Genomic DNA, 26,506 nt, shown 5'->3' on the forward strand with positions numbered 1-26,506 from the left:
CCAGCGCAAAGGGTTGCCATCGCGCCCTTGCATCCGGCACGCTTCGCGGCAGGCGGGCGGCGTGCCGTCGGTGTGGAGACGGGCGTCAACCGAAGAAAGGAGCGGGGTGGAATCCCGCGTTGTGAAGACCATGGAGAAGAGCGAAATAGAGGAGTTGAGAGGCAGGGTCGGCTGCGCCGCCCTGCTGGAACACGACGGCTGGAAGGTCGACGTGAAGGAGAGCACGCGCCGCGCCGTGAAGTACCGCCGCGACGCCAGGATCGTCATCGTGATCCACGACGGCCGCGGCTGGTTCGACCCGCTGTCGACGGCGAAGGGCGACGTGTTCGACCTGGCCGAGCACTTGGGCGCCCACGGCTTCCCGGAAGCGTCGGCCCGCGTCGCGGCTCTCGTGGGGTTCGTCCCCGCTGCGCCGGCATGGGAGCGGCCGAGCCGCCCGGTGCCCGTGCACGCCGTCGCCGAGCGCTGGTCCCGCCGCGCAAAGCCGCGGGCGGGGTCGGCGACGTGGCGCTACCTGACAGAGGAGCGCCGAATCCCGGCGTCGGTCGTCGCCGTTGCGGTCCAGCAGGACCTGCTGCGGGAAGGGCCGCACGGCAGCATGTGGGCGGCGCACCGCGACGGCGGCGGCTTGCTCCTGGGGTGGGAGGAGCGCGGGCCGCAGTGGCGCGGTTTTTCCACCGGCGGCGCCAAGGAATTGTTCCGGCTCGGCCCCGCGGCGGCAGCGCGGGTCTGCGTCACCGAGGCGGCCATCGACGCGATGAGCCTCGCCGCGATCCAGGTGCTGCGCCCCGACACCCTCTACGTCAGCACGGGCGGCGGCTGGTCGCCGGCGAGCGAGCGCGGCATCCGCCGGCTCGCCGACCGGCCGGACACCCGGCTCGTCGCCGCGACGGACAACAACCGCCAGGGCGACGTCTACGCCGACCGCATCCGCCTGATCGCGTCCGAGGCTGGCGCGGCCTACGCGCGCTCGCGGCCGCGCGCCGGCGACTGGAACGAAGACCTGAAGGCGCTTCTCGCGCGCGTCGACAGCGAGCCCCTGGCCAAGGCGGGATAGCGGCATCGGCGGAGCGCGCGGCGAGAAGTCCAAAAGACGGTGCCGCGCGTCCACGCGGCGACGCTTCCGCTAGGCCCGCGCGCTCTCATTGTGCAGTAGGGGTTCCTTGATTGTTTTTTGGGGCCCCTCCGCGCCTGGCGACCGTCGCTCACAAGGAGAATCCAGACCGAACCGGCGAGCAGAGAGGGCGTCGCGACGACTGCAGCGCGAACCTTGCTCTGTGCGATGGAGGAAGCGGTTCATGGATTCGTTCGAGATCAACAAAATACTCGGCGCCCTGCTCGGGGCCGCCTTCGTCGTCTTCACGATCTCGCTTCTGTCCGACGCGATCCTCGCCGGCGCGCGGGACCCCGACGCCGACGCGACCCGGCCCCGCGCGCACATCCTCCTGTCCTTCGACGAGCAGGAGGCGCGCGCGGCCGTCGAGGAGGTCATCGCGAACGACGACGCCGTCACGCTGTCGCCGGCTTCCGTCGCCGACTCGGACGTCCACGCCGCCTGCGTCGCTGTAGCGGCCGCGTCGGACCTTTCGGAGGAGCGCGGCTCTGCGCTGTTCAGGGCTGCGCTCGCCGCCGTCCGGAGCGCTGAGCAGCGGCTTGGGAGAGTGAAGGAGGGAGAAAGACGGGGAAGGGAAAAGGAGGAGTGACCTGCCGCATGCCCGGCCGGCGCGTCAAGGGAGGCTTCGCCCGCGTGCCGCGGCCCTTGACCCGCCGGACCGGAGAGGCGGCCGTGAAGGAGGGTCAGAAGGGCTGAAGAGGATGGCGAGCCGAAGCAGGCGAGCCGCGCTCCAGCCCGACGAGGCTGAAAGGAGCCCGCTCATGACCCTCTCGTCCATTCGCAAGGTGTACCAAGGCATAGCCGACCGCCGGCAGATGTTCAGCATGTTCGACCGCCACGCGCAGCGGCCGACCCGCTGGCAGAACGACAACAGCGCCCTTCACTGCGGCGAGTGGTTCGAAGTCGGCCAGGCCGAGTACGACTACATGCTCGAGATCCTGCCGCCGCTGTGGATGCGCGCCGAAATGTTCGCGATGCGCGAATTCCTCACCGGCAGCATCACCGGCGTCTTCTTCGCCCTAGTGATCGATGGCCGGCTGCGGTTTTTCCACGGCTACTGCGATCTCGCGGACCGCGCCTCCCCCGACCGGATGCGCGCCGTCATCGTCGACCGCGAGTCGCGGCCGGTGAAGGCGATGACACGCGAGGAACGGCTTGAGCACATCTGGTCGAGCACGCACGGCGACTACCGAGGATACGCAGGCGAAAATTGGCCCGCGCATCTGCGCGGACTGCGCATGGTGCTGGTCTACGGTGGAAAGCAGGGCACGGTCGCGAAGCTGCTTGACCGCCTGACCGACGCGGAGGTCTCGGCGAAGCTGCCCGTGCACTTGCGCTACCTCCCTGACGCGATCGCAGCGTGACGGGAGGCGGCGATGTTCACCTTCTCCGTCACGGACGTCCGTGCCGTCCTCATGCGTGGACGGCTCGACGCTTACCTCAACGGGGGTTTCCGTAATCCCCATTATGGCCTGCATCCCGGCCGAGATGAGAAACCCGGCATCTGGCTGGTCGGCGACGAGGGCGTGTACATCCTCTCGAACGGCAAGCTCAAGAACGGGCAGCGCCCGTTCGTCGTCTACGCCGAAGAATGCGACCCGAAGACCAACGCCGACTACTGGCACTACAAGCGCCAGCATTTCGGCGGCGATGACGGGATCGAGTTTATCGACGCCGAGATGCTTGTGAAGCTGATCGCGGGCAGCCCCGGCTGCACGCATCTGCGGATCGTCTTCCTCCCGAATTCGATGCAGCTCTACGTGATCGCTCGAGACTAGCGATCCGACGACGGTCGCCGCTCGGCGGCCGTGCCCGACCCGTTCCCAAAATCCGCGCACGTCCAGCCGGCTGGAGCACTCCAGCGGGCCGATGGCGCTCGCCCTCACCACAAGGAGACATTCCAATGGCGCATGACGATCCCTTCACCCTCGATCTCTTCAACAACACTCCCCTCTCGTCGGGCCTCGGCCTCGGCGTCACTGCGTTCGCCGGTGACATGGCCGTCGAGCCGGACGATGACGACCCCGATCCGTCGACGCCACCCCCTGCGCGTCCGACTGCGGCCGTCGGCCGTTCAATCTCGCCCGCGCACCGGGCGAGAGGCGCGAACTTCCGTCTCGCCGGCGACCGCGCCCTCGCGAAGGGCTGGAGGAGCCGCGCGCGCGACAACATTGCCGTCATCCAGCTCGCGGCCGAGATCGAGGCCGATCAACGCCCGGCCACGCCGCAGGAGCAGGCGCAACTGATCCGGTTCACCGGCTTCGGCGCTTCCGATCTCGCAAACGGCGTCTTTCGCCGGCCCGGCGAGCCGGATTTCCGCGAAGGCTGGCAGGAGCTCGGCTCTTCGCTTGAGGATGCGGTCGGCGAACTCGACTATGCCTCGCTCGCCCGCTGCACGCAGTATGCCCATTTCACGCCCGAGCTGATCGTTCGCGCGATCTGGACGGCGTTGCAGCGTCTCGGCTGGCGCGGCGGCCGCGTGCTCGAGCCCGGTATCGGCACCGGGCTCTTCCCGGCGCTGATGCCGGAGGAACTGCGCGACATCTCGCATGTCACCGGCATCGAACTCGATCCGGTCACGGCGCGGATCGCCCGCCTGCTCCAGCCGCGAGCGCGCATCTTCACCGGCGATTTCGCACGGACCGAGCTGCCGGCCGCCTTCGATCTCGCGATCGGCAATCCGCCCTTTTCCGACCGAACCGTCCGATCGGACCGGGCCTATCGCTCCAAGGGTTTTCGCCTGCACGATTACTTCATCGCGCGTGCGATTGATCTCCTGAAGCCCGGCGCGCTTGCCGCATTCGTGACCTCGCACGGGACGATGGACAAGGCGGATTTCGCCGCGCGCGAGCACATCGCCGGATCGGCCGATCTCGTCGCGGCCATCCGCCTGCCCGAAGGCAGCTTCCGCGAGGCCGCCGGCACCGACGTCGTGGTCGACCTCCTCTTCTTCCGCAAGCGCAAGATCGGCGAAGCCGCAGGCGATCCATCCTGGCTCGACACCGAGGAGGTACGCCCGGCAGGCGAAGACGAGAGCGCGATCCGCGTGAACCGCTGGTTCGTGCAGCACCCCGCCTTCGTGCTCGGGACGCATGCGCTGACATCCGGTCCCTTCGGCGAGACCTATACCTGCCTGCCGCGCGCCGGCGAGGCGCTCGAGGGTCTTCTTCCCGGCGCGATCGCTCTTCTCCCGCAGGCGATCTACGACGGCGAGCCCGACGTCATCGATCCTGATCTCGACGAAGACGGCGAGCTGGCGGATCTTGCTTCTCCCTCCGATCGCCATGTGCGCGAAGGCAGCTATTTCGCTGACAAGGTCCACGGCATCATGCAGGTCCTCGACGGCAGGCCCGTCGCGGTCAAGGTTCGCAAGGGCCGCAGCGCCGAGGGCGTGCCCGAAAAGCATGTGCGGATCATCGGCAAGCTGATCCCGATCCGCGATGCGGTGCGTGAGGTGCTCAAATGCCAGGAAACCGACCGGCCGTGGAAGGATGCGCAGGTTCGTCTTCGCATTGCCTGGTCGAACTTCGTGCGCGATTTCGGCCCAATCAACTTCACGACCGTCTCGATGACCGAGGACCACGAGACCGGCGAGGTCCGCGAGACACATCGCCGGCCGAACCTGCAGCCGTTCCTTGATGATCCCGATTGCTGGCTGGTGGCCTCGATCGAGGACTACGACATCGAGACAAACACCGCCAAACCCGGGCCGATCTTCACCGAGCGCGTGATTGCGCCGCCGGCGCCGCCGGTGATCGGCAGCGCGGCGGATGCGCTCGCCGTGGTGTTGAACGAGCGTGGCCGCGTCGATCTCGAACATATCGCCGAACTGCTGCATCGCGAATGCGAGGACGTCGTTGCCGAGCTCGGCAGCGCCATCTTCCGCGATCCGGCCGACGGTTCATGGCAGACAGCGGATGCTTATCTGTCGGGTCCTGTGCGCGACAAGCTCAAGACGGCCGAGGCGGCGGCCGCGCTCGACGCTGAGTACGAGCGCAATGTCACTGCGCTGCAAGGCGTCCAGCCCGCCGATCTCAGTCCGTCCGACATCACGGCGCGGCTCGGCGCGCCGTGGATTCCGGCCGCCGACGTCGTCGCTTTCGTCAAGGAAACGATGGGCGCCGACATCAAGATCCACCACATGCCCGAGCTCGCCTCGTGGACGGTGGAGGCGCGCCAGCTCGGCTGGATGGCGGCCGGCACATCCGAATGGGGCACCGATCGGCGCCACGGGGGCGAGCTCGTCGCCGACGCGCTGAACAGCCGCGTGCCGCAGATCTTCGACACCGTGAAGGACGGCGACAGCGAACGGCGGGTCCTCAACGTCGTCGACACCGAGGCGGCGAAGACGAAGCTGCAAAAGATCAAGGACGAATTCCAGCGCTGGATCTGGTCCGATCCGGACCGCACTGACCGTCTGGCGCGGGTCTACAACGACCGCTTCAACAACATCGCTCCACGCGCCTTCGACGGTTCGCACTTGAAGCTACCGGGCGCCTCTGGCGCCTTTTCTCTTTACGGGCATCAGAAACGCGGCATCTGGCGGATCATATCGGCGGGCTCGACCTATCTCGCGCACGCCGTCGGCGCCGGCAAGACCATGACGATGGCCTCCGCCGTCATGGAGCAGCGCCGGCTCGGGCTCATCGCCAAGGCGATGCTCGTCGTGCCGGGCCATTGCCTCGCGCAGGCGGCGCGCGAATTCCTCGCACTTTATCCGAACGCACGGATCCTGGTCGCGGACGAGACCAATTTCAGCAAGGACAAGCGCCACCGCTTCCTGTCGCGCGCGGCGACCGCGACCTGGGACGCGATCATCATCACCCATTCGGCTTTCCGCTTCATCTCGGTGCCATCGGCATTCGAGCAACAGATGATTCAGGACGAGCTGGAGCTCTACGAGACGCTGCTGACCAAGGTCGAGAGCGACGATCGCGTCTCGCGCAAGCGGCTCGAAAGGCTCAAGGAGGGCCTGAAGGAGAGGCTCGAGGCGCTGTCGACGCGCAAGGACGACCTGCTCACCATCTCCGAGATCGGCATCGACCAGATCATCGTCGACGAGGCGCAGGAGTTCCGCAAGCTTTCCTTCGCGACCAACATGTCGACGTTGAAGGGCGTCGATCCGAACGGCTCGCAGCGCGCTTGGGATCTGTTCGTCAAGTCGCGCTACGTCGAGATGAAGAATCCGGGCCGTGCGCTCGTGCTCGCGTCCGGCACCCCGATCACCAACACACTCGGCGAGATGTTCTCGGTGCAGCGCTACCTCGGCTACGCGGCGCTGAGCGAGCGCGGCCTGCACGAGTTCGATGCTTGGGCGTCGACCTTCGGCGACGTGACGACCGAGCTCGAATTGCAGCCTTCTGGCAAATACAAGCCGGTCACGCGCTTCGCGACCTTCGTCAACGTGCCGGAGCTGATCGCGATGTTCCGCTCCTTCGCGGACGTCGTCATGCCGGAGGACCTCCGCCAATACGTCAAGGTGCCGGCGATCTCGACCGGCAAGCGGCAGATCCTCACCGCGAAGCCGTCGGCGGCGTTCAAACGCTACCAGACGTTGCTGGGCGAACGCATCAAGGCGATCGAGGAACGCGACCGCGCACCCGAGCCTGGCGACGACATTCTCCTGTCAGTCATCACCGATGGCCGGCATGCGGCGATCGATCTGCGCCTGGTCGACCCGGACAATGACAACGAAGCCGAAAACAAGCTGAACCAGCTCGTCGGCAACGCCTTCCGCATCTGGAACGAAACCGCCGAGAGCACTTACGTGCGCACCGACGGCAAGCCGTTCGAACTGCCCGGCGCGGCACAGATGATCTTCTCCGACCTTGGCACCATCAGTGTCGAGAAGTCGCGCGGCTTCTCGGCCTACCGCTGGATCCGCGACGAGCTCGTCCGCATGGGCGTACCGGCGTCCGAAATCGCCTTCATGCAGGATTTCAAGAAGTCCGAGGCGAAGCAACGCCTGTTTGGCGACGTGCGCGCCGGCAAGGTCCGCTTCCTGATCGGCAGCTCGGACACGATGGGGACCGGCGTCAACGCGCAGCTGCGCCTGAAGGCCTTGCATCACCTCGATGTGCCGTGGCTGCCGTCGCAGATCGAGCAGCGCGAGGGCCGCATCGTGCGCCAGGGCAACCAGCACGACGAGGTCGATATCTTCGCCTATGCGACCGAGGGCTCGCTCGACGCGCAGATGTGGCAGAACAACGAGCGTAAGGCCCGCTTCATCGCAGCGGCCCTTTCCGGCGACACCTCGATCCGCAGGCTCGAGGATATGGGCGAGAGCCAGGCCAATCAGTTCGCGATGGCCAAGGCGATCGCGTCGGGTGATCCGCGCCTGATGCAGAAGGCCGGCCTCGAAGCCGATATCGCACGGCTCGAGCGGTTGCGCGCTGCCCATATCGACGACCAGCATGCGGTGCGCCGCCAGACTCGCGACGCCGAACGCGACATCGAATATTCGACGCGCCGCATCGGTGAGATCGGCCAGGACATCGCGCGTCGCATCCCGACCTCGGGCGACGCCTTCACCATGACGGTGACGGGCGACACGCACGCAGAGCGCAAGCTCGCAGGCCGGGCGCTCCTGAAGGAGATTCTGACGCTGGTTCAGCTTCAGCAGGAGGGCGAGAGCGTGATCGCATCGATCGGCGGCTTCGTCCTTGAATATAGCGGCGAGCGCTTCGGCCGCGATGGCTACCGCTACACCACGATGCTGCAGCGGACCGGCGCCGACTACGAGATCGAGCTGCCGGTGACGGTGACGCCGCTCGGCGCGATCGCCCGCCTTGAGCACGCGATCGACGACTTCGAGGGCGAGCGCGAGCGCATGTCCCAGCGCCTTGGCGATGCCCGGCGGCGGTTGGCGTCCTATGCATCGCGTGACGGCGGTGAATTCGCGTTCGCGGGCGAGCTCGCCGACAAGCGCCGGCAGCTCGCGGAGGTCGAGAAGGCGCTGGCAGAGGACGACGGAAGCGCCGGCGGGATGCAGGAAGCGGCCTGAAAGGAAAAAGAAAAGAAGAAGAGCGGGAGAAAAGCCCGCTCGCAGATCGGGCGGGCCGGCGACGCTGAAGCTCAACCGCCGCCTGCGCGATCCCGGCCCGTCGTCCTGCGCAGGGCTTCAGCCCTGCTGGTCCTGCCGGGCAGGGATGCTCGGCCGCAGTTGCACCGGCCCGTCCGCTCCGCGGGCCGGGGGATGTCTTCGGGAAGAAGACGAGAAAGGGCCGGGAAGCCGGTCCGCAACCCCAAAAGGAGCATTCCCATGCAACTCATCAAGGTCGATCCGCGTGCGCTGAAGGAGAATCCCGACCCCCTGCGCCAGACGAAATCGACGCCGCAGGCCGACGCGCTGCTGCTCGCCACGATCAAGGCGGTCGGCATCGTCCAGCCGCCTGTCATCACGCCCGAAGCCGGCGGCGGCAACGGCTACATCATCAATGCCGGACATCGCCGCGTGAAGCAGGCGATCGCAGCGGGTCTTGAGGAAATCGACGTGCTCGTCGACGAGGCGTCGAACGACAACGGCGCCATGCGATCGATGGTCACGAACATCGCCTTCGATCCCATGAACCCGGTCGACCAATGGCGTGCGATCGAGCGCCTGGTCGCGCTCGGCTGGACCGAGGAGGCGATAGGCGTGGCGCTCGCGCTCCCCGTGCGCCAGATCAAGAAGCTGCGGCTGCTCGCCAACGTCCTGCCGGCGATGCTCGATCACATGGCCAAGGGCGACATGCCGAACGAGCAGCAACTGCGCACCATCGCGGCGGCTTCGCTCGACGAGCAGAAGGAGGTCTGGAAGAAGCACAAGCCGTCGAAGGGCGATCCGCAGGTCTCCTGGTGGAGCGTGGCGCAGGGGCTGCAGAAGACCCGCATGTATGCGCGTCATGCAAGCTTCGGCGACGATCTCGCGCAGGCTTACGGCATCCAGTGGGTCGAGGACCTGTTCGCTCCGGCCGACGAGGACAGCCGCTACACCACGAATGTCGAGGGCTTCCTCGGCGCGCAGCAGGAGTGGATGACGGCGAACCTGCCCAAGAAGGGCGTGATCGCCGAGACCACGAACTGGGGCGAGGTGAAGCTGCCGCCGAAGGCCGAGCGCGTCTACGGCAAGCCGACCAAGTCCGATTGCACCGCGATGTACCTCGACCGCGAGGGTCGCGTCCAGAGCGTGCATTACCGCATGCCTGAAGCCAAGAAGCCGAAAGCCGGCAAGGACGCGGGCGGCACCGATAACGCCCCGGAGGACGTCGGTGAAGTGTCGAGGCCGCGTCCCGACGTGACGCGCAAGGGCGTCGAGATGATCGGCGACTACCGAACCGACGCGCTGCGCGAAGCGCTCGGCCGCGCGCCGATCGAGGACGATGCGCTGATGGCGCTGCTGATCCTCGCCTTCGCCGGCCAGAACGTCTCGGTGACGACGGGGAGCGGCGGTGTTTATCACGGCCACAGCCGGCTGGCGAAGAACGCGGCGGTGCTGTTCGACGCCGACGGCAAGCTCGCCTTCGACATGGACACGCTGCGTGTTGCGGCCCGCACCATGCTGGTTGACGTTTTCTCGTGCCGGGAAAACGCCACCAACAGCGGCATCGCCGCGCGCATTGCCGGCGAGATGATCGGCGCCGACGCATTCCTGCCGAACATGGGCACGGAGGATTTCCTCTCGTGTCTGTCGCGGCCGGCGCTCGAAGGCTCGTGCAAGGATACGCCGGTCCTGCCGCGCCAGCGCGTGAAGGACACGCGCGCCGCTCTCGTCGAGCATTACAAGGAGGGGCATTTCGTCCATCCCTCCGCACTCTTCGCCCCCGATCCGGCGAAGCTCTCCGACTGGCTGTCCTCCCGCGCGGTCGCGGCTGACGAGGACGAGGCCGACGAGGATATCGCCGACATCGGCGAGGGCGGTTTCGGCGAGGACGCCGAGGCCTTCCGCGAAGCGGCCGAGTAGCGCCGCCCCCCACCGTTTCGAATGGTTCGCCGCCGCCGGTCTCCGGCGGCGGTTTCGCTTCCGCACCCGCGCAATCCAAGGAGGACACCATGTCCGCGCACACAATCTTCGACAACGTACCGATCGGGTCCATCGTCGCCTGGTCCGACGGAACGCCGCAGCCGCCGGCGCGCTTCAACAAGAAGCTGGCCACCTGGCAGACCAGCAACAGTCGTGGCCGGCTGATCCGCAAGCAGGGGGCGCGCGGCGTCGGCAACCTATCGCTCTCGGCATGCTTCACCCTGCACGAGGCCGACCATGGCGCCGGCGGGGTGATTGCGATCCGCGTCCATCGGACGTTCTCTCTCGACTCGCGACTGGACTTCACCATCGTCGAGCGCCCGGCGATCGGATCGGTTCGCGTCCTCGATCGCGCTGGCGACGACGCCGAACTGGTCTATCTCGCAGCACACGAGACCGACGCCCGTGAGTGGCTGACGCGCCACGGCTATCCGCGTGCCGTGCTCCAGGAGGTGACGGCCGACGAGGTCGGCGCCGACATCGTCGAGGGGAGGACCGCGGCATGAACGCCCCCTCTCCTGCTCGTCCTCAGACCGAGACCCCCGGATGTCCGGGGGTTTCTTTCGGCCGAAGCGCCGACGGCATGCCCGTCGCGCTCGTCGGCGACACGGCGTTCGCCATGGCGCTGGCGCGCGACGATCGGCACTATCTCGTTACCGCCTGGCGCCTTGCGCGTCCGATGGGCGAGTGGACGCGCGGCGATTTCTACGGGCACTCCGGTGAACTCGCCGACGAGGCGGCGTTTCGCGCGCGCGTGCTCGAAAATGCCGAACATCAGCGTGAGCGCAAGATGCTCGGCCGTGTCGAGGAATATTCGCGTGCCAACACGCCGTGGGGCACCTCGCAGGGTGCGACGATCTACGCCGAGGGCGTCACGTCGCACTCGACCGCCGGGCACGGCGGGTTCAAGCTCTCGGCCGAGCGAAACCGCAAGGTCCATCGCATGCTGCGCTCGGCCGGCGGATGGTACGAGGAAGATGCCGAATGGGCGATCGTCGCGATCACCTTTCCGCATCTCTTCACCGCCTTCGAGCGTCGCTGTGCAGAGCGGACCATCAAGGACAGCTGGCCCGACGCCTGGGAGACGATCTTCGGCACGATCCTGATGCCGGGCGAATCGCACGAGAAGGATCGCCGCGCCTTCGAAGCGGCCCATGCCCACGACTGGATCGTGATCTCGGCGATCACGTCGAAGCAGGTCGCGGGCTTTGTCGAGGTCGTCGCGACGCCGGGCGGCAAGCGGGGCTTTGGGACCGAGGAGCGCCGCTTCCTCGTGCCCTCGGACGAATATCGCGTCGGCCGCTTCGGCTTCGTGGTCGATCCCGCTCGCCACCACGTCTATGGCGGCGAGTCGGACTTTATCGGCTGGCAGCCAGGGAGGGCGGCATGACCCCCTCCTCCAATCGTCGTCATCTTCTCCACCGCATGGAGGAAGCACGGCGACAGACGCAGCGCCAGCTCGACATGATCGATCGGCAGATCACGCGGAGGATGACCGCGCTGATCCCGTCGCTCGGCCGCAAGCAGTCCGGGTATCGTCGCGGCAAGCCGCCGGATCCGGGTGCTTTTCTCGAGCGCTATCGTGCGAGCCTGGCGGCGCTCACGGCGGAGCGCCAACCGGAAATCGACGCCTTGGCGCGAAAGCTCGCGCGGCAGGAGCATGCAATCGAGGCGCTGCGGCGGCGCCTTGGTATCGAAGACGGCCGACCCGCTGGCCGCCACGCGTGCATCAGCACGACGGTGGATCATCATGATGCCGGCCCGGCATCGGCGCTGTGGCCGGAAACCGGCGCGTCGATCTCACGGTGATCGGCATCCGACGGCGTGCGGGTCGAGCAGAGAGCCCACGCCGCCAGCACGGCGCGCTCCGGCCATTGTCAACGGCGCACGAGGGAGCGCGGGCTGTCGCTCCCTGACGCTATCCGGTCGACGCCTGGGCAAGGTTGGAATCAACTGGCCTGCGCCGGCGTCTGGTCCGCGGCCGAGAACATCCTACGCCGGCGGCTCCAACACCGGCGGCGACCTTGCCGATGATGGAATGCATCCGCCTCGTGGAAACCTCCAATCAGGCACCCGGCGAGACGACAGGCGCTGGTGTCGCACGCGCGCTCGCAGGCGCAGGCGGGACAGATAACCGGCCGTCTGCGATGAAGTGCCAGGACGTTGCGAAACCGGCCGGACGGTCCGGCGGGTGTCATGCGTCGCGGCCGGCGGCCTGGTGATGGGGTGCGGCGGGGGGACATGAGGTCCTTGCCTGTCGGTTTCGCTTGTTGTTGGCCGTTCCGGCCCGCCGTCCTCCCCTCGGGTTTTGTTGCGCTCTTAAACCGGCGGCCGGTCGCTTCAAGGCCGCGTGCCGCGCCGCGTTGCGGCCGGAGCTGCCGATCTCGGCACAGCGGGCCCGCGCGCCGCGCGAGGGCTGGAAGCCCTGCTTGCGCGCAAACCCACTGCGCTCGATCCGGCCGCCCCGGACCCTGAAGCGCCCGTCATTCCGCCGGTTTCGGTCGATCGCACCCGAAGGGAGGACCGGCAGGAGCCGATCCGGGCCTTCAGGCGAACCGAAAGAAAGGAAGTTCTCATGACCAAAGCCGCTCGCACCCAACGTCAGCCCGCGAAGGTCGTCCAGCTCCGCAAGAGCACCACGCTCGAAATGGTCAGGCTTGCCTGCCCCGACGCCGCCCAGGCGACGCTCATCTCCGAGAGCTTCGGTCTTCCCGTTCTCGACGGCGACGGGATCCGCGATCTCCATCAGCGCATGATCGTCGAGACGGCCGACAGCCTGAGCGAAGGCCTCGGCGAGAGAGCGATGCAGATTCATCTGCAGCGGATCGTCGGCGCCTATGTCGGCTCCGCGCACGGCGCCGGCCAGTTCTACAGCCGCGCGGTGACCGAGGCCCGCGATGCGACGGCCAAGGCGTCCAACGACCTGCGCGACGAGGACCTCGACGGTCCCGTCGGTTTCGACAGCACCGCGCAGCGCAAGCGCGAGTTCGCCGCTGACATGGCCTTGCAGTCGCACGCCCTGCGCATGGCGGCCGAGGGTGCCGTCGCGGCCTACGAGCACGTCGTCGGCGAGCGCTGGAAGCCCTTCGAGCGCCCGGTCGAAAATCCCGGCCACACGCTCGATCGCAAGGCGGCCGAAATGCAGCTGGCGGCCTTCGGCTGATGGCACCGGGCGAGGCTTCGGCCTCGCCCGTCTTCGATACCACGACGCTGGGCTGGCCCCGATGGGCCGGCCCCTTTTTCGTGTCGCTGCCGCGGCCGCGGCGCACGACGGCGGCGACGACCGTCATGCGGCCGCTCCTCAAGAAGATGGAATGGAGAAAATGAGGCGGTGCGCGTCGCGACGCCCGTCCGGCTTTTGGTCCTGCCAGGGCCGGGGCCCGGCGCAGCGGCTTCGCCGCCCTCCACTTCGTTGCGGCCCAAGGGTGCGCCGCTCCCCTGAATTCCCTGGCCATGGACCGCCGTGACGAGGTCGCGATGGGCGCGACCTCCAAACGGAGGTTCATGAAAATGACTGAGAAGAAAGAAGGCTCACGCGCCGACGTCTACGCGCGCATCACCGATCGCATCGTCGCAGATCTCGAGAAGGGTGTTCGGCCCTGGATCCAGCCATGGAGCGCCGGCCACGCGGGACGGCGCATCACGCGGCCGCTGCGCCACAACGGCGAACCTTACAGTGGCATGAACGTGCTGCTGCTCTGGTCGGAAGCGCTCGCGCGCGGTTTCACCTCGCCGACCTGGATGACGTTCAAGCAGGCGATCGAGCTCGACGCTCATGTCCGCAAGGGCGAGTCAGGTGCGACCGTCATCTATGCAAGCCGTTTCACCCGGACGGAGACCGACGGCAATGGCGGCGAGGTCGAGCGCGACATCCCGTTCCTGAAGACCTATTCGGTCTTCAACGTCGAGCAGATCGCCGGACTGCCCGACCACTTCTACCGGCAGCCGGCGCCGACGATCGATCCGATCCAGCGGATCGATCATGCCGATCGCTTCTTCGCGAATACGGGGTCGGTGATCCGGCACGGCGGCACGCGGGCCTTCTACGCGCCGTCGACCGATCACATCCAGATGCCGCCATTTGAGACGTTTCGCGACGCTACATCGTACGTGGCGGTGCTGAGCCACGAGCATGTCCACTGGACGGCGGATTCGCGCCGCGTGGGGCGCGACCTCAGCCGTTATGCGAAGGATCGCAGCGAACGCGCGCGCGAGGAGCTCGTCGCCGAAATCGGATCTGCGCTGATCTGCGCCGACCTCGGGATCGTGCCCGAGCTCGAACCGCGGCCCGACCACGCAAGCTACGTGGAATCGTGGCTGCAGGTCCTGCAGGGCGACAAGCGCGCGGTCTTCCAGGCCGCCGCACACGCGCAGCGCGCCGCCGCCTTCCTGCATGGTCTCCAACCGGCGGAAGCCGCAGCGCGGGAGGCAGCGTGATGCTTCACGTTCCGCCTGTTTCTGGGGAGGGGCTTTCGCCCTCCCCGATCCGCTTGCGCGTGCTCTCGCTCGGCGCCGGCGTCCAATCGACGACAATGGCGCTGCTCGCAGCCCATGGCGAAATCGGCCCCATGCCGGATTGCGCGATTTTTGCGGATACCGGCTGGGAGCCTGCCGCCGTCTACGAGCACCTCGATTGGCTCATGTCAGGAAATGTCCTGCCCTTTCCCGTGCACGTCGTGTCGGCCGGCAATATCCGCGACCATCTTCTTGCCGCCGGCGAGGGCCGTCGATGGGCATCGATTCCGGCGTTCACCCGCACGGTGCGGCCGGCCGGCACGCGCATTCCCATCCTCGACGACGACGACGAGGGCGAGCTGATCGAGATCGGCGAACGCCGCAGTGCGGCCGACATTATCTCGATCGGCATGATCCGCCGGCAATGCACGACGGAGTTCAAGATCGTTCCGATCCGGCGCAAGGTCCGCGAGCTCGCCGGCCTTGCCCGTAAGCGCTCGCCCTCCTTCCCTGTCGTCGAGCAATGGATCGGCATCAGCACGGACGAAGTCATCCGGGCCAAGCCGAGCTTCGAAGCCTGGCAGATCAAGCGCTTTCCCCTGATTGAGCGACGCATGTGCCGGCAGGATTGCATGGCGTGGCTGCGCCGCCATGGCTATCCGATCCCGCCGAAGAGCGCGTGCATCGGCTGTCCCTTCCACGACAATGCGCGCTGGCGCGATATGCGTGATCACGATGCTGAGGCATGGGCCGATGCCGTTGAGGTGGATCGCGCCCTGCGTTCCGGTCTGCGCGGCATCCGTGGCGATGTGTTCCTGCATCGCTCGTGTGTGCCACTCGACCTTGCCGATCTGTCGACCGCCGCCGATCACGGTCAGCTCGACCTTTTCGGCAATGAGTGCGAGGGGATGTGCGGCCTCTGATCGTCCACCACCGTTCTGGGCAACCGTGTCATCGATCACACAGATCTGCTCATGCGGGTCGAGGTTTCACGCACAATCGTGTTGCAGTTCGTTTCGAGGAGCCACGTTCATGTCAGGCCCATCCATCCTCGCTTCGCTTTAGCTAGCGAGGTCAAATTCTATCTGAGAATCGATCATATGCATCGATCCGCCGAACTGGAGGGTCGGCCTCGTACCGATAGATTTCCGTTCTCAAGAACCGAAGCTCAGCCTCGCGCTGAGCTTCGGGAACATCGATATACCATGCGCGCGGCTGCGCGCCGGAATCGCCGTTCCAACGGTATCCCCGCGCTTTGAGGACATCCTTGAGGTCGAAAGGCGAGTTCTCCGCCCAGATGCGCCAGGAAATGGCACGAGCGCCGTCCAGGAGGCGGCTCAGCCCCGTAACGCCAGATTGGGGCAGCCGCATTGCCAGCAACTCGACGGTAGCAAGACAGTCGTGCATCGCGCGGTGACGGTCGTAGAAGAAACCCGCAGCCTGAACGAGATAGGCGAGTTTTGTGCCCTCGAACCCCTCCGCCGCCCAATCGATCTGGCTGAGCGAGCAGGCCCACGGCTTCGTCGAGAACATGTCGCTGAATCGTTCAAGGAAGCGGCGGTCAAACGCCGCGTTGTGCGCGATCACGAGCGAAGCCGACGCCGCGAATGTGGCCACTGCGGCGGAATCGATGATCTGGCCGGCCACCATCTCGTTGGTGATGCCCGTGATCGCGGTGATTTCCGGGGCGATAGGCTCGCTCGGCTGGCGCAGCCCTTGGAAGCTGCCGCCCACGTTGAAAACGGTGCCATCCAAGCCGTAGTTGAATGGCGTCATGGCGAGTTCGATGATCTCGTCGCGCTGAGGATCGAGCCCTGTCGTCTCCACATCGACCACCAGGCCAAGGCGCAACGGCGTGCCAGCAGGCGGAATGATGCGAGGGCGCGGCTTGAGACGCCGGATGACCTGGTAATCCCCCGTGGCCTCCAGTGTCTGCGCCAGGGTCTCCAGATGGTCAGAAGATGTCATCGCCCGGCGCTTCGTTTACCGCCATCGGCTCCCCTCCAGCCGCCGCAGCAGCGGCGTCGGCCGGTCGGGGCGCGAGGCGAATGTCAGCGGCTCGACCTTCTTCGTGGAACCACAGATCAACGACGGCGGTATCGTCGCTCCGCGGCCGCGGGAATGCCTCCCTGACCTTGAAGGTCGTCGGCAGATTGACCGACGTTCCAAACACCAGCGCGTGCTGCCGAGGCAATGACGGCAACCGCTTCAGGACCGACTCTGAGATGAACGGCGTCATCTGGCGAATCTGGGAGAGATCGTCGGGATTCTGGATTCGGTGAACCAGGAAGTTGGAGCACTGGCTGAGAACCGTCTTGGACAGCTCGCTCGGGCGCTGAGACGCCAGAAGCACGAACATGCCGTATTTGCGTCCTTCCTTGGCGATGCGCTCGAAAATCTTGGTGGCGTCGATGGAAAAGCGGGACGGCGTAGAGGCGACATATCTATGAGCCTCTTCGAGCAGCAGGTGTATCGGGAAGCGGTTTCTCGGTTCCGCACGGCGAAGAAACCGAAAAAGCATGCGTGCGATGACCGCACTGACCAGCTCAACGATTTCATCTTCGACGGAATTGAGATCAATAATAATGACCTGATTGCGTTTGGTGAACGATTCTCCGGCCGCCCTCTGCAGACCGACGATGTTGGTCAAAAACTCCAGATCGCTTACGGCCGCGTCAACGTCAGCTCCTTCGTGACGCAGAAAGGCATATTCTGTTCTCTCCTGGAGGGATCTGAGCCGCGTGACCATGGACGAGCAGTAGTCTCGGATTTGGCGATTTCCGTGAGCCTCCTCGTAGAGGATCGCGAAGTCGAGACACTCGTGCAGCTCATCAAAAGAGAATGGTGTCCGATTATAGGCTGGTAAGGGCGCGTCCTCCCGGAGCTTTTTTCTCACTTCGTCCAGAAACGCCGATTGGTTGTTCCCCGAAAAATTTCCATACTGAAAATTGGGATTAAAGCGGTTCAGAAGCGCCATATTCAGGTGGTTTGTCGGATACTTCTGGAGAAGGGAGACGACACGCTGAAATTTTGATACGGGCGAGTCGCCATCCGCCCCTCGAAAGCACTCAATGATGCAGGTGGCGACAAAGTGCTCGCGCAGCGCCAGAGCTTCTGGCGTGTTGGCGTGAAAGAGACTTGTCAGACCCAACGCCGTGCGAAGGACCGGCAGTTGTGTTCGCTCGCTGGCCTGCAAGAGCAGTTCCCATTCTGCCATCTCAAGGAACCAATGCGGCATACGGAAGCCTGCCGCCGTGCCGTCGAGGACGACGCGCTCGACCCCGATTGCGCCCTCTTTCGCGGAAGCAGCCAGAGCGGCGTGATACTCGCCATTGACGTCGAAGACGACGAAGGTCGCGCCGCGGGCGTGATGCTCTTTTGGCTTGCTGAAAAGGGACTGTAAGACCGATGCGACCGTGCAGGATTTACCGCTGCCGGTATTGCCGAGGACCGCGACATGGCCGCCGAAAAACTCATTCAACCGGACCTTGATGTCGTAGTCCTCGAACACCACCGATTTGCCGATCGGCAGCACCCGGTAGCGCGTGGCCCCTTCGGGTTCGCAGGCGCCACCATCCGGGCCGACTGACGGCTCGACGGCCGCTTCGGTCTCAAAGATGCGATCGAGTTCGCCATCCAGTGCATAGAGTGCGTCCGCATACAGAGACGGGAAAACGGACACACCGAAACGGAACGCGCCGCCGCGCATCGGCAACATGCCGACCGGCACCACGTCCAAATATTTCGAGGAGCCGGCCCGATCGAAGTCTCCTCGCTCGGACGGGGTGCTCGCGTCGCGCTCACGCAGGCCGACGACCTCGACCACGACATATTCCGACTGCGACGGAATCATCAGGAACGATCCCAGCCGCGCCACATAATGCACGCCGTCGAAACCAACGACCGTAAAGTTGTCGGTGCCGACGTGCATCTCCACGACAAAGCGGTCGGCCGCGACCGAGACCACCTTGCCGATCGCGCGTTTGCGATCGTCGTGGCTCATGCCTCGCCATCCTTCGTCTCGTCGTCCCTTTTCGGCGCCAGTTCGGACAACACCTTGCGAACGGCGTCATCGATCCTGTCGCTGGGACGCTGCGGCATGAAATGCTCGACGATCATGTCGAAGTAGTGCGCCCTCGTTCCCTCGGCAGGACCATCGCCTCCAATGATCCAAATGCGCGGGTCGCGCAGCGCTCGCAGCTTGGCGATCTCACCGGCCGTATCCGGCGCCGCGAAGATCACCAGACGGAACGTCGGGATCGTCAACGCCTGGTAGATGATGTTGTTCAGGTGCTCATCACTGAAGGCGTAGCCTGCCGTGATGAGAACGCTCTGCTCGCGCACGATCCGGGATTGAAATTCCCGGAACAGGTCCGCGTAGGGCGAGCCGAGCGAAGAATTCTGCTTCGCCGGCGTCGGATAGATCAGCATCTGGTTCGTGGACTCGAGCGGCCAAACCTCCTTAATCGGGAACAGGCCATGATCATCCTCGGTCCAAGTGACCGAACCATGCAATTTGCAAAGATAGACGAAGGCGTCGACGGCGGTCCACTTGCGGCTGGTGACGTCGAGTTGCTCGGCCAGGGCATAGCGGAAGATCGCCGGGTTGAAGCGACGTTCCACCACGCCGGAAAAGCCGTTGGCATAGGGAATGCCGAGGCGATCCATCGCCAATTCGCTGAAATGATCGTAGTTGGTCGTGAACACCCACGGCCGGGGCAAGGACCGATCTCGCAGGACCATCTTCTTGTAGAACCGCTCGTAGAGGTCGCGCACGGTAGTATCGCCCTCCGTGGCGAAAGCCCCTTGGGTGACACGGGTCCATAGGAAATCCTGGACCTTCTTGATGATGCCGCCGAGAATAGCGCGGAAGGGGTGAAGATCGGGATTCTCGCTCTGGCGCAGCACGAACCGCTGCGCGAACAGCACCTCCATCAGGCGTTCCAGATTGCGGCTGCAGTCCTTCGCCAGGTCGATCCCAAGCGCATCGAGATAGTCGAGTTCAGCCTTGGTCAGCCGCCACGGCGCAGGGGCAGCGCCGACGACCGGCGGATCGCCATAGAATCCCGCCGCGCGCGCATCGAGGGTTTCTCCGCAAAACTCCTTGGCCAAGGGCGCCATGGTCGCAATGCCGAGTTCTTTCTTGTCCTTCATCAGGGAGGAACAGCCGGCGCCGAGCAAGAACGCGATATTCTTGGCGTTCATGGCCTCGGAAATCGCCTGGCGGACGCTCTCAATCCCCTTGTTCCAGTCGAGTTCCGATGGTTCGGCATCGCCGTTCCGCAGAAACTGGAATTTTCGCTCCTCTCCGACTTCGCTCATATCCCCCCGATCCTCCCAGTTTCTTATTTGGCTGCGTAGGAGGCCGACGCATCGATGCCCGCACATTGCGTGACAAGAGAGGCGAAGGAGTCGTTGTCTTCCAACAACAAATCATTCCCGACCCCACGGCCGTATCCATCAAACAATTTCAACATAACCGATCAACTCCGCTGAATAGCTTCCGTCACCGGCAGCGCCGCCCTTATGCTTCAGATCCCGTTGAAGGGTTGGTTCTACAGATGTAGCGAATAGCGAAATCCGTTCCTCTTGAGATAGCTTGGGGTGATTGGACTCCGCCCGCAAGAAATGTGCGGCTTGGCGCTCAACGACGGGAACGCGCGTGCCGTCCTTGTTGACGGCTATAGGCTGAACGGCAATGCGCCTTTCGCCATTTCCGACTGACATTTCGACCAGCCAGAAGGACAACAGCGTAATTCCGCTTCCACCCCCTTGCGCCGCGGCACCGAGGTTTTCCGGTGCAACACTGCGCCACCGGCCGAGCTCCTCTTGGACGAGGGGATGGTCCAGCCCCATAAGATCGAGGTTGTCGCTCGAGGTAGCGATGTCGCGGTTGAGCGTGAACCGCTTCTTCTGTCGGCCGTCTGCGCCGACAAGCTCGTAGGTCTCATCGTTCACCTTGGTGAGCCGTTGGTTCCGGCTACTTACGGCCGCGGACAGAAAACCGACCAACCTGTCCATGCTCGACGAGATGTCGGAGAACGGCTTGTAGTCGTCGAGGCTGAAGCCGTCCAAATCCTGGAAGAGGTCGAAGACCACCTCCCGCGCCTCACGGGCATTGGATAGAGCAGCCTCCAGCTCAACGGCGGTTCGCTTCAACTCAGGGTCGGAGAGAGCTTCCTGATAGAGGCGATCGTAGTTCAGCCGCTCCGAGAGCTGTCCCAGAATCTGCGAGCGAAGGTCCTCGGCCACATTTCCCTGATCATCGACCTTTCCTAGCGTTCGAGCGATCTCAGTGAGCTTGTCATCGAGGAGCAGATAGATGCGCCCCTCGATCGTGTCCGACAGGACCAAGTTATAGACTTGTGCCGTGTGTGCCTGGCCATAGCGGTGAATGCGTCCAATCCGCTGTTCCATGTCCATCGGGTTCCACGGCAGATCGAAATTGAACAGTATCCTAGCGAACTGGAGATTGATGCCTTCGCGGCCGGCCGCAGTGCAGACAAGCACGCGTGGGCCGTCCTTCAGCTTGAAGCGACGTTCCGCGGCGACCTTGGCCCCATGATCGCCGCCGCGCAAAACCACAACGCCCTGGCCCGGATAGACCTGTTCGATTTCCCGCGCGAGTAAATCGACGGTGCCGAGATAGGTCGCGAAGATGACGATTTTTTCGTTGGGGTTCTGGCGCCACAGCGTCCCCAGACCATCAAGCAGCTTCTGGACTTTGGTTTCTCGCCGTTCCGGAAAAATCGACAGCAAATCCGCTATCCGCAGCCGTTCTTCCGGCAAGTGGAGATCCACCGCGGCCGAGGCTACGTCTTCTATGTGCGATGACGCAAACTCGCTGCCGTAAGGGTCGGCGGCCAATTCGAGAGCCTCTTCGTCGAGCTTCTTGGCCAGCCGGTACTTGAGATCCGCCATGACGCGATCGACCTCTGTCCTACCGATGGGGTCGCGGCCGAGGTCCCATTCGGTCTGGATCAACTCGCGGGCTTCATCGTACAGGCGCTCCCGCCCCTCGATGTCGAGGTCGCGGTCGCGCAGCAGGGCTTCATGCAGAGTGAGCATGAGCATTCGCCGTTTCAGCGTCCGGCGGACCGCGGCGAAGCTTGACGCGGCAATCTTCTGGAAAATAGCCATCAGGAAGCCGAGTGCGCGGCCTTGATTGCCCTGTCGCTTGGCCAGGTCAAAGCCGTCCTCAAGGTACTCCCGGAGCTTCTCGTAGAAGCGCCGTTCCTCATCGCACATGAGGAAGGACTCCGTATGCACCCAGCGGCGCGCGAAGAGGGGCTCGCCGTCAGGACGGCAAGCGTCTGCCTTGGTGCGGCGGAACATGACAGTGTTCAGGCGATGCCGGTTCTCGACCATCTCTTCCGGACTGCCGAAGAGGGTCGGATTGAGCAGCTGGACGAGCATCCAGAACTGGAAGTGATTGCCCTGGTGCGGCGTCGCCGACAGCAGGATGAGGTCGCGCGTGTGCCCCTTGAGCGCTTCGGCAAGCTTGTAGTTCTCCGTCTTGCGCACCTTTCCGCCGGTCCGGTAGGCGGTCAGGTGGTGAGCTTCGTCGAACACCACCAAGTCCCAGCGCGGTGCTTCGAGCAGCCGCTTGATACGCGCCGGGCGCTTCAACGTGTCGATGCTGGCGATTAGCCGGTCGTGCTTGGCGAAAGCATTGGTCTTGCGGTCCGTGATGTCGCCTTCCGAACCGAACACCTCGAAATCGAGATTGAAGACCTCGTTGAGTTCCCGGTGCCAGTTGTTTACTAAACCCGCCGGGACGACCATCAACGCGCGGGCGAGCTCGCCTCGGCTCGCAAGCTCCCGAAGAATGAGCGCCGTCTCGATCGTCTTGCCCAGGCCGACTTCATCCGCGATCAGGAAACGTCGTGGCGATGCGGTGGCGATGCGGTGCGTCAGCACGACCTGGTGCGGCAACAGGTCAATCCGCGCCGACGTGAGCGCTGAGGCGCTCTCCATCACCGGCAGGGCATGGGCTTCGTAGGAGAGCCAGACGGTGCGCAAGCGTTCCGGTGTACCTTCGACCGAGCGCAGGATGCGCTCCGTGCGGGAAAGCTCCCGCTGGACGTTGGCCAGCGGGACGCGCCTTTCGCCGATGCTGAAGAAGGCGCGCAGATAACCATCGTGCAGCACATCGAGCACCACGCCCGCACCGAATTCAGGATGCGTTATTCGCTCGCCTGGGGAGAAGGTCACACCGGCCATCGAGCTGTCTCACGTAATCCGTAAATGGAACAAGCCGACCGGCTTGCCCCCTTCGGACATGACGATCTCCTGTGGGTACTCACGAGCCTCGCCCCAGAGAATGCGGCCGAACTCAATCTGCTGATCTGCATAAGGAGCGGAACATCGCCACCGGACGGCATCGGTCGCCATGTCCGTGTGGAAGCGGCGTTCGCCTTTGGGCAACCAGAAGATCAGTGCGGCTTCTCCCGAATACTCATCCTGGAACGAGAGGATCGCCGACTTCAGCTCGTTGCCCAGCCAGCTATCCGCATCCGTAGGAGCCAAGAGATCGAGGCAGGCATCGAGCCCGGCCACAACCAGCGTATTCCCGCTATTGCTCGGCAGGTCGTCCGGCCAGTCCCTGGCAGCGCGCATGAGCTGGCGCAGGCTGAAGACCTCCGAAGGCTTGGCGACGGCGGACAGGGCTTCGTCGTCCCAAACCCAGCTAACGCCACGCCGCTGCCAGACGCTGTCGAGCATTCGCTTCATGCTCATTCCTCCTGAAACAGTGACAGCTGCGCCACTTCGGCCTTATGGCTCTCGGCCCAGTTGTTGTAGATCGTCTGCGCCCTCGAGGCGGCATTCCGTACCTGCTGTGTCGCACCACGCCGGCCCAGCCATTCGAGCAGACCCTTCAAGGCCGGGTGCGGTTTGAAGTTTTCGTTCTTGAGGGTATCCGAGGCGTTGATGCCGCTGCCGTCAAAGCAGGCGCCGACCAGCACCAGCGCCTGATCCAAATCGGCCGTCAGCCGTCGCTTGTGGCGACCCTGCCAGTCGCGGGCGAAAGTGAGCGGATCGGCCAGATGGAAGACCTTCTTCTCTTCGCTCGCCCAGCCGCGGTTGGTGAATTCATCGGGCGCGATGCCCGAGCCGCGCAGGAGCTTCTGCATCTGATCACGGGCAAGCTCATACTTGCCATCGAAGATTCGCAGGAATTGACGGGTGATCGGCTCCGCCGTCACTGGCGGCGGTTCGGCCGCCTTGTTCGCGTCTTCATCGATCAGTTGGTTGATGCCGACGAGGGCATCTTTCACCGAGATAGCGCGACCCTCATCCACATAGACTTTGCCGTAGTGGCGCGAGAAATACTCCAGCGCCTTGCCCCGCCGAATGACCTGAAGGTCGGCCGCCGGCAGGCCGGCGCGGGCATGGTTCTCCAACATGGCTTGAAGCTGACGGACATCCGCCAAGACCTCGCGCCGCATCCGGCCCCAACTCACGGGCTTCGGCTCTTCGGTGCGCTTTCGGCAGACATGGATAATGTCGTACTCAATTGTCTTCGAGCCAAACTCCCCTTCGCCTTTCGTTTCATCGGAACGAATCGGATAGGTTGCTTCGAGAAAGAAGCCAGCATCGAACAAGGATTCGAGCACTGATACCCACGGCGCATCCTCGCTGTGATGGAAAGTGAAGGCCAGAAGGCCACTGGGCTTGAGCGCGCGATGGGCTTCACGCCAACACTGTGTAAGCAGCCGCTGGTAAAAGCCGTCCGGATCTTCTGGTTCGCGTGCACGGTTGGCAACCGCTTCTAACGATTTGGGTGTATAGTCGGTTCGGAAATAGTCGGGATACTTGTCCTTCAGTACGAGCCGCAGCCAGACGTAGAAGAAATCGGAGAGCTCCGAATAGTGCAGCAGGCCGCCGAATGGCGGATCGGTGATAACCAGATCGAGGCTAGCCGTCGGAGCGTAGGTGATATCGGTGGATGACCCTTGGAACACATCGACTTCGCCAACTGGATCGCCTGGAAAGACCTTCTCGCTCTTGCCTGTAAGCTGCTCGGCCAACGCCGTGTCGTGCCGCCTCAGCGTTTCAACGCTGACAGCTTCCCACGGAGCGAGCGTCCACTCGCGCCCCTCAACAATCCCTTCCACGCAGGCAGCCCAATTGCCGCGCCCCAGCATAGGAAACACGCAGTTCTCGACAACAGTGGACTTGGGGTGGAAATTGTTGTTTGCGAACTGTGGCTCAAGCTTGTCACCTTGCACGTTCCACAGCGTGAACTGACTTTGATTGCGGAGGTATTGCTGGAACGCACCGAGCACAAATTCGCGGGTCTTCCAGTCGTAGCTGCCGACAGTCACGATCGCCTTCAATAGTTGCGCGTGGACTAGCAACTGGCGAGGATTGAACATGTCCGACCAGTTGAGGTAGCCGTGTCGAGGAAGCGGCTGTCTCTGATGAGTCATGTGTCCAAACGGAATGCAGCTTCGAGGCCAGTAGTCCTTGAGGTCAATATTTTTGCGGTTGTCCCACTCTGCGAGCGCGGCGTCGTACTGTTTGGCAGTAGGCACTCCTGCCTCAGCAAAGAACCGTCCGCTGTAAGGCTTGCCCGCTGCATTACGCTTCGGCGCGTAGCCCTGGATCGCATACATGCTTGAAGGTGCAGTTTTCTGTGTTGCCTCAATCGCGTCTACTAGCGGCTGCACCGTACCACATGCTGCGCAAGCAAAATTGGCTGGCTTTGGCACTGTGCCCTGCTCGGGCGCAAACGTGGCGCCCGTTTCCGGATCGGTCACTGCGCCCGGAAGTGCGCCGCGTACCTCCAATAACCGAATCTTTTTGGCGCGTGCTGCATTCCATCGCGTGGTCGCCGCCACATCGTCCTGCACCGTGCCGCCGTAGGGACGACCACTCGCGTCTTGCTTTGCTTCGCCAGCCAGCCATTGCGGGTGCAAGAGCAGGGTTAGCTCTACCTTCTTGCTCTTCCCTTTGCCAAGCTTGACCATCGACGTGTAGCCGCAGCTGGGGCAGTTCACGCGGCCCTTTGGATCGAGGATGGTGTAGGGCTTCTCATCGGGCGCGACATAGAGCGGGACGTCGGGCGCCATCCGGGCCTCGGCTTCCTCAACATCGAACGCTGTGCCGCAGGACGCGCACGCATGCTCCCAGCTCTTCACTGTCAAAGTCTTCACCGCCATGACGGGGCTGGTCATGATTGGCGTGCGGTGGCCGCAGCCCGTCACCTGACACGGGCCGTGCTTGGCCCAGAACGTGTAGATGATCTCCGGTCCTTCGTAGCTGTAGTCCTTCCGCTCCCCTGGCTTGAGGGATAGCGGGTCGAAATCCGGCCCCATGACCTTGCCGGTGGGCTTGTGGGTCCAGGCGCCTTTCTCGCCGTTCGGGCCGTCGCAGTAGTAGAACGGCATGATCTGAGGCTTCACCTCAGCCTCGATGTCGGCCAGAAGCCGCGTCACCTCTTCTAGGTTAACCTCGGCCAATTCCTGCTTGACCACGAACCACGCAACGGGGTTGAGGTCGTTACCCGACATCTGCATCCCGAGGCGCGATCCCTCGACCAACGTCGTACCGCCACCCATGAAAATGTCGGCGACCTTTAGATGCTTGTACGCGCCCTTCTTCTGGTGGTTGGCGTAATAGTTGTCCCACACGAGCTTGGCAGCCAGTGCCGGATCCTCCGGGGCCTTCGTCGCTGCCGCGATGAGCATGGAGCGAAAGACGCTCGACCGGCGCCGAGCCCACCACTTGGACATCTGATAGATCGGCTTGCCCGCGTTGCCCTCGATGACCGCCACCTGATTGACGGGCAGAATGGGGAAATCGACTTCAAGACAGGTCTTCGGCCGATTGGGATCGTTGAAGTCCACCGTCTCCAGCGCGACGGCTTTGCCGGCGTTGACCGCGCGTGCCACTTCCTGGGCAATAAGCTCTTTCTTTGTCGCCACGTTCGG

At 64.3% G+C, this 26,506-nt stretch carries 18 protein-coding genes; 12 read left to right on the plus strand and 6 right to left on the minus strand.

Translation table 11 applies throughout. From position 1 onward, the window contains the following. Positions 1–130 precede the first annotated feature (130 nt). The 12 genes from ACFOHJ_RS15050 to ACFOHJ_RS15105 all read left to right on the plus strand — a co-directional run bounded on the left by ACFOHJ_RS15050 (position 131) and on the right by ACFOHJ_RS15105 (position 15,493). The gene (locus tag ACFOHJ_RS15050) at positions 131–1,057 is read left to right on the plus strand and encodes a DUF3991 and toprim domain-containing protein (protein WP_378221967.1); all 927 of its coding nucleotides are present in this window, start codon (positions 131–133) and stop codon (positions 1,055–1,057) included. A 241-nt stretch (positions 1,058–1,298) separates the two neighbouring features. Next, positions 1,299–1,703, plus strand: a complete 405-nt coding sequence (locus tag ACFOHJ_RS15055) for a hypothetical protein (RefSeq protein ID WP_378221853.1) — start codon at positions 1,299–1,301, stop codon at positions 1,701–1,703. A 172-nt stretch (positions 1,704–1,875) separates the two neighbouring features. Further along, a complete protein-coding gene (locus ACFOHJ_RS15060) occupies positions 1,876–2,478 on the plus strand; it encodes a DUF1419 domain-containing protein (protein ID WP_378221855.1) in 603 nt (200 codons plus the stop codon). Positions 2,479–2,490: 12 nt separating this feature from the next. Continuing rightward, complete coding sequence (locus ACFOHJ_RS15065) at positions 2,491–2,892, plus strand: DUF3085 domain-containing protein (RefSeq protein WP_378221857.1); 402 nt, start codon at positions 2,491–2,493, stop codon at positions 2,890–2,892. A 125-nt stretch (positions 2,893–3,017) separates the two neighbouring features. Beyond that, positions 3,018–8,117 (plus strand): Eco57I restriction-modification methylase domain-containing protein, encoded by a 5,100-nt coding sequence (locus ACFOHJ_RS15070; RefSeq protein ID WP_378221858.1) that lies wholly within the window; start codon positions 3,018–3,020, stop codon positions 8,115–8,117. A gap of 258 nt (positions 8,118–8,375) precedes the next feature. Continuing rightward, complete coding sequence (locus tag ACFOHJ_RS15075; RefSeq protein WP_378221860.1) at positions 8,376–10,055, plus strand: ParB N-terminal domain-containing protein; 1,680 nt, start codon at positions 8,376–8,378, stop codon at positions 10,053–10,055. A gap of 89 nt (positions 10,056–10,144) precedes the next feature. Continuing rightward, the gene (locus ACFOHJ_RS15080) at positions 10,145–10,621 is read left to right on the plus strand and encodes a hypothetical protein (RefSeq protein ID WP_378221862.1); all 477 of its coding nucleotides are present in this window, start codon (positions 10,145–10,147) and stop codon (positions 10,619–10,621) included. Further along, positions 10,618–11,505 (plus strand): DUF7007 domain-containing protein, encoded by an 888-nt coding sequence (locus ACFOHJ_RS15085; protein WP_378221863.1) that lies wholly within the window; start codon positions 10,618–10,620, stop codon positions 11,503–11,505. The genes ACFOHJ_RS15080 and ACFOHJ_RS15085 overlap by 4 nt, the downstream gene beginning before the upstream one ends. Then, positions 11,502–11,924 carry a hypothetical protein gene (locus ACFOHJ_RS15090; protein WP_378221865.1) on the plus strand — a complete coding sequence of 141 codons (423 nt, stop codon included), beginning with the start codon at positions 11,502–11,504 and terminating at the stop codon, positions 11,922–11,924. The genes ACFOHJ_RS15085 and ACFOHJ_RS15090 overlap by 4 nt, the downstream gene beginning before the upstream one ends. Before the next feature lie 766 nt (positions 11,925–12,690). Next, positions 12,691–13,278: a hypothetical protein gene (locus tag ACFOHJ_RS15095; RefSeq protein WP_034462748.1), complete on the plus strand. Its 588-nt coding sequence runs from the start codon at positions 12,691–12,693 to the stop codon at positions 13,276–13,278. 347 nt (positions 13,279–13,625) lie between these two features. Next, positions 13,626–14,552, plus strand: a complete 927-nt coding sequence (locus tag ACFOHJ_RS15100) for an ArdC family protein (RefSeq protein WP_378221867.1) — start codon at positions 13,626–13,628, stop codon at positions 14,550–14,552. Further along, complete coding sequence (locus ACFOHJ_RS15105; protein ID WP_378221869.1) at positions 14,552–15,493, plus strand: hypothetical protein; 942 nt, start codon at positions 14,552–14,554, stop codon at positions 15,491–15,493. The genes ACFOHJ_RS15100 and ACFOHJ_RS15105 overlap by 1 nt, the downstream gene beginning before the upstream one ends. A 151-nt stretch (positions 15,494–15,644) precedes the next feature. On the opposite strand, the gene ACFOHJ_RS15110 is transcribed toward ACFOHJ_RS15105, so the two are convergent. The 6 genes from ACFOHJ_RS15110 to ACFOHJ_RS15135 all read right to left on the minus strand — a co-directional run bounded on the left by ACFOHJ_RS15110 (position 15,645) and on the right by ACFOHJ_RS15135 (position 26,500). Further along, entirely contained in the window at positions 15,645–16,538 is an 894-nt protein-coding gene (locus tag ACFOHJ_RS15110; protein ID WP_349016060.1) for a 3'-5' exonuclease, read from the minus strand. Continuing rightward, a complete protein-coding gene (locus tag ACFOHJ_RS15115) occupies positions 16,525–18,573 on the minus strand; it encodes an ATP-binding protein (protein WP_349016059.1) in 2,049 nt (682 codons plus the stop codon). The genes ACFOHJ_RS15110 and ACFOHJ_RS15115 overlap by 14 nt, the downstream gene beginning before the upstream one ends. Continuing rightward, positions 18,570–19,892 (minus strand): SIR2 family protein, encoded by a 1,323-nt coding sequence (locus tag ACFOHJ_RS15120; RefSeq protein ID WP_378221871.1) that lies wholly within the window; start codon positions 19,890–19,892, stop codon positions 18,570–18,572. Before ACFOHJ_RS15120 ends, ACFOHJ_RS15115 begins: the two co-directional genes overlap by 4 nt. 138 nt (positions 19,893–20,030) lie before the next feature. Then, positions 20,031–22,793, minus strand: coding sequence for a DEAD/DEAH box helicase (locus ACFOHJ_RS15125; protein ID WP_378221873.1), 2,763 nt, complete (start codon positions 22,791–22,793; stop codon positions 20,031–20,033). Positions 22,794–22,802: 9 nt separating this feature from the next. Beyond that, a complete protein-coding gene (locus ACFOHJ_RS15130) occupies positions 22,803–23,303 on the minus strand; it encodes a hypothetical protein (RefSeq protein ID WP_349016056.1) in 501 nt (166 codons plus the stop codon). Positions 23,304–23,305: 2 nt separating this feature from the next. Beyond that, on the minus strand, positions 23,306–26,500 hold the full coding sequence (locus ACFOHJ_RS15135; protein ID WP_349016055.1) for a DUF1156 domain-containing protein: 3,195 nt from the start codon (positions 26,498–26,500) through the stop codon (positions 23,306–23,308). Between the last annotated feature and the right edge of the window lie 6 nt (positions 26,501–26,506).

The sequence above is a fragment of the Aquamicrobium soli genome, from assembly GCF_042646345.1.
Classification (GTDB): Bacteria; Pseudomonadota; Alphaproteobacteria; order Rhizobiales; family Rhizobiaceae; genus Mesorhizobium; species Mesorhizobium soli_A.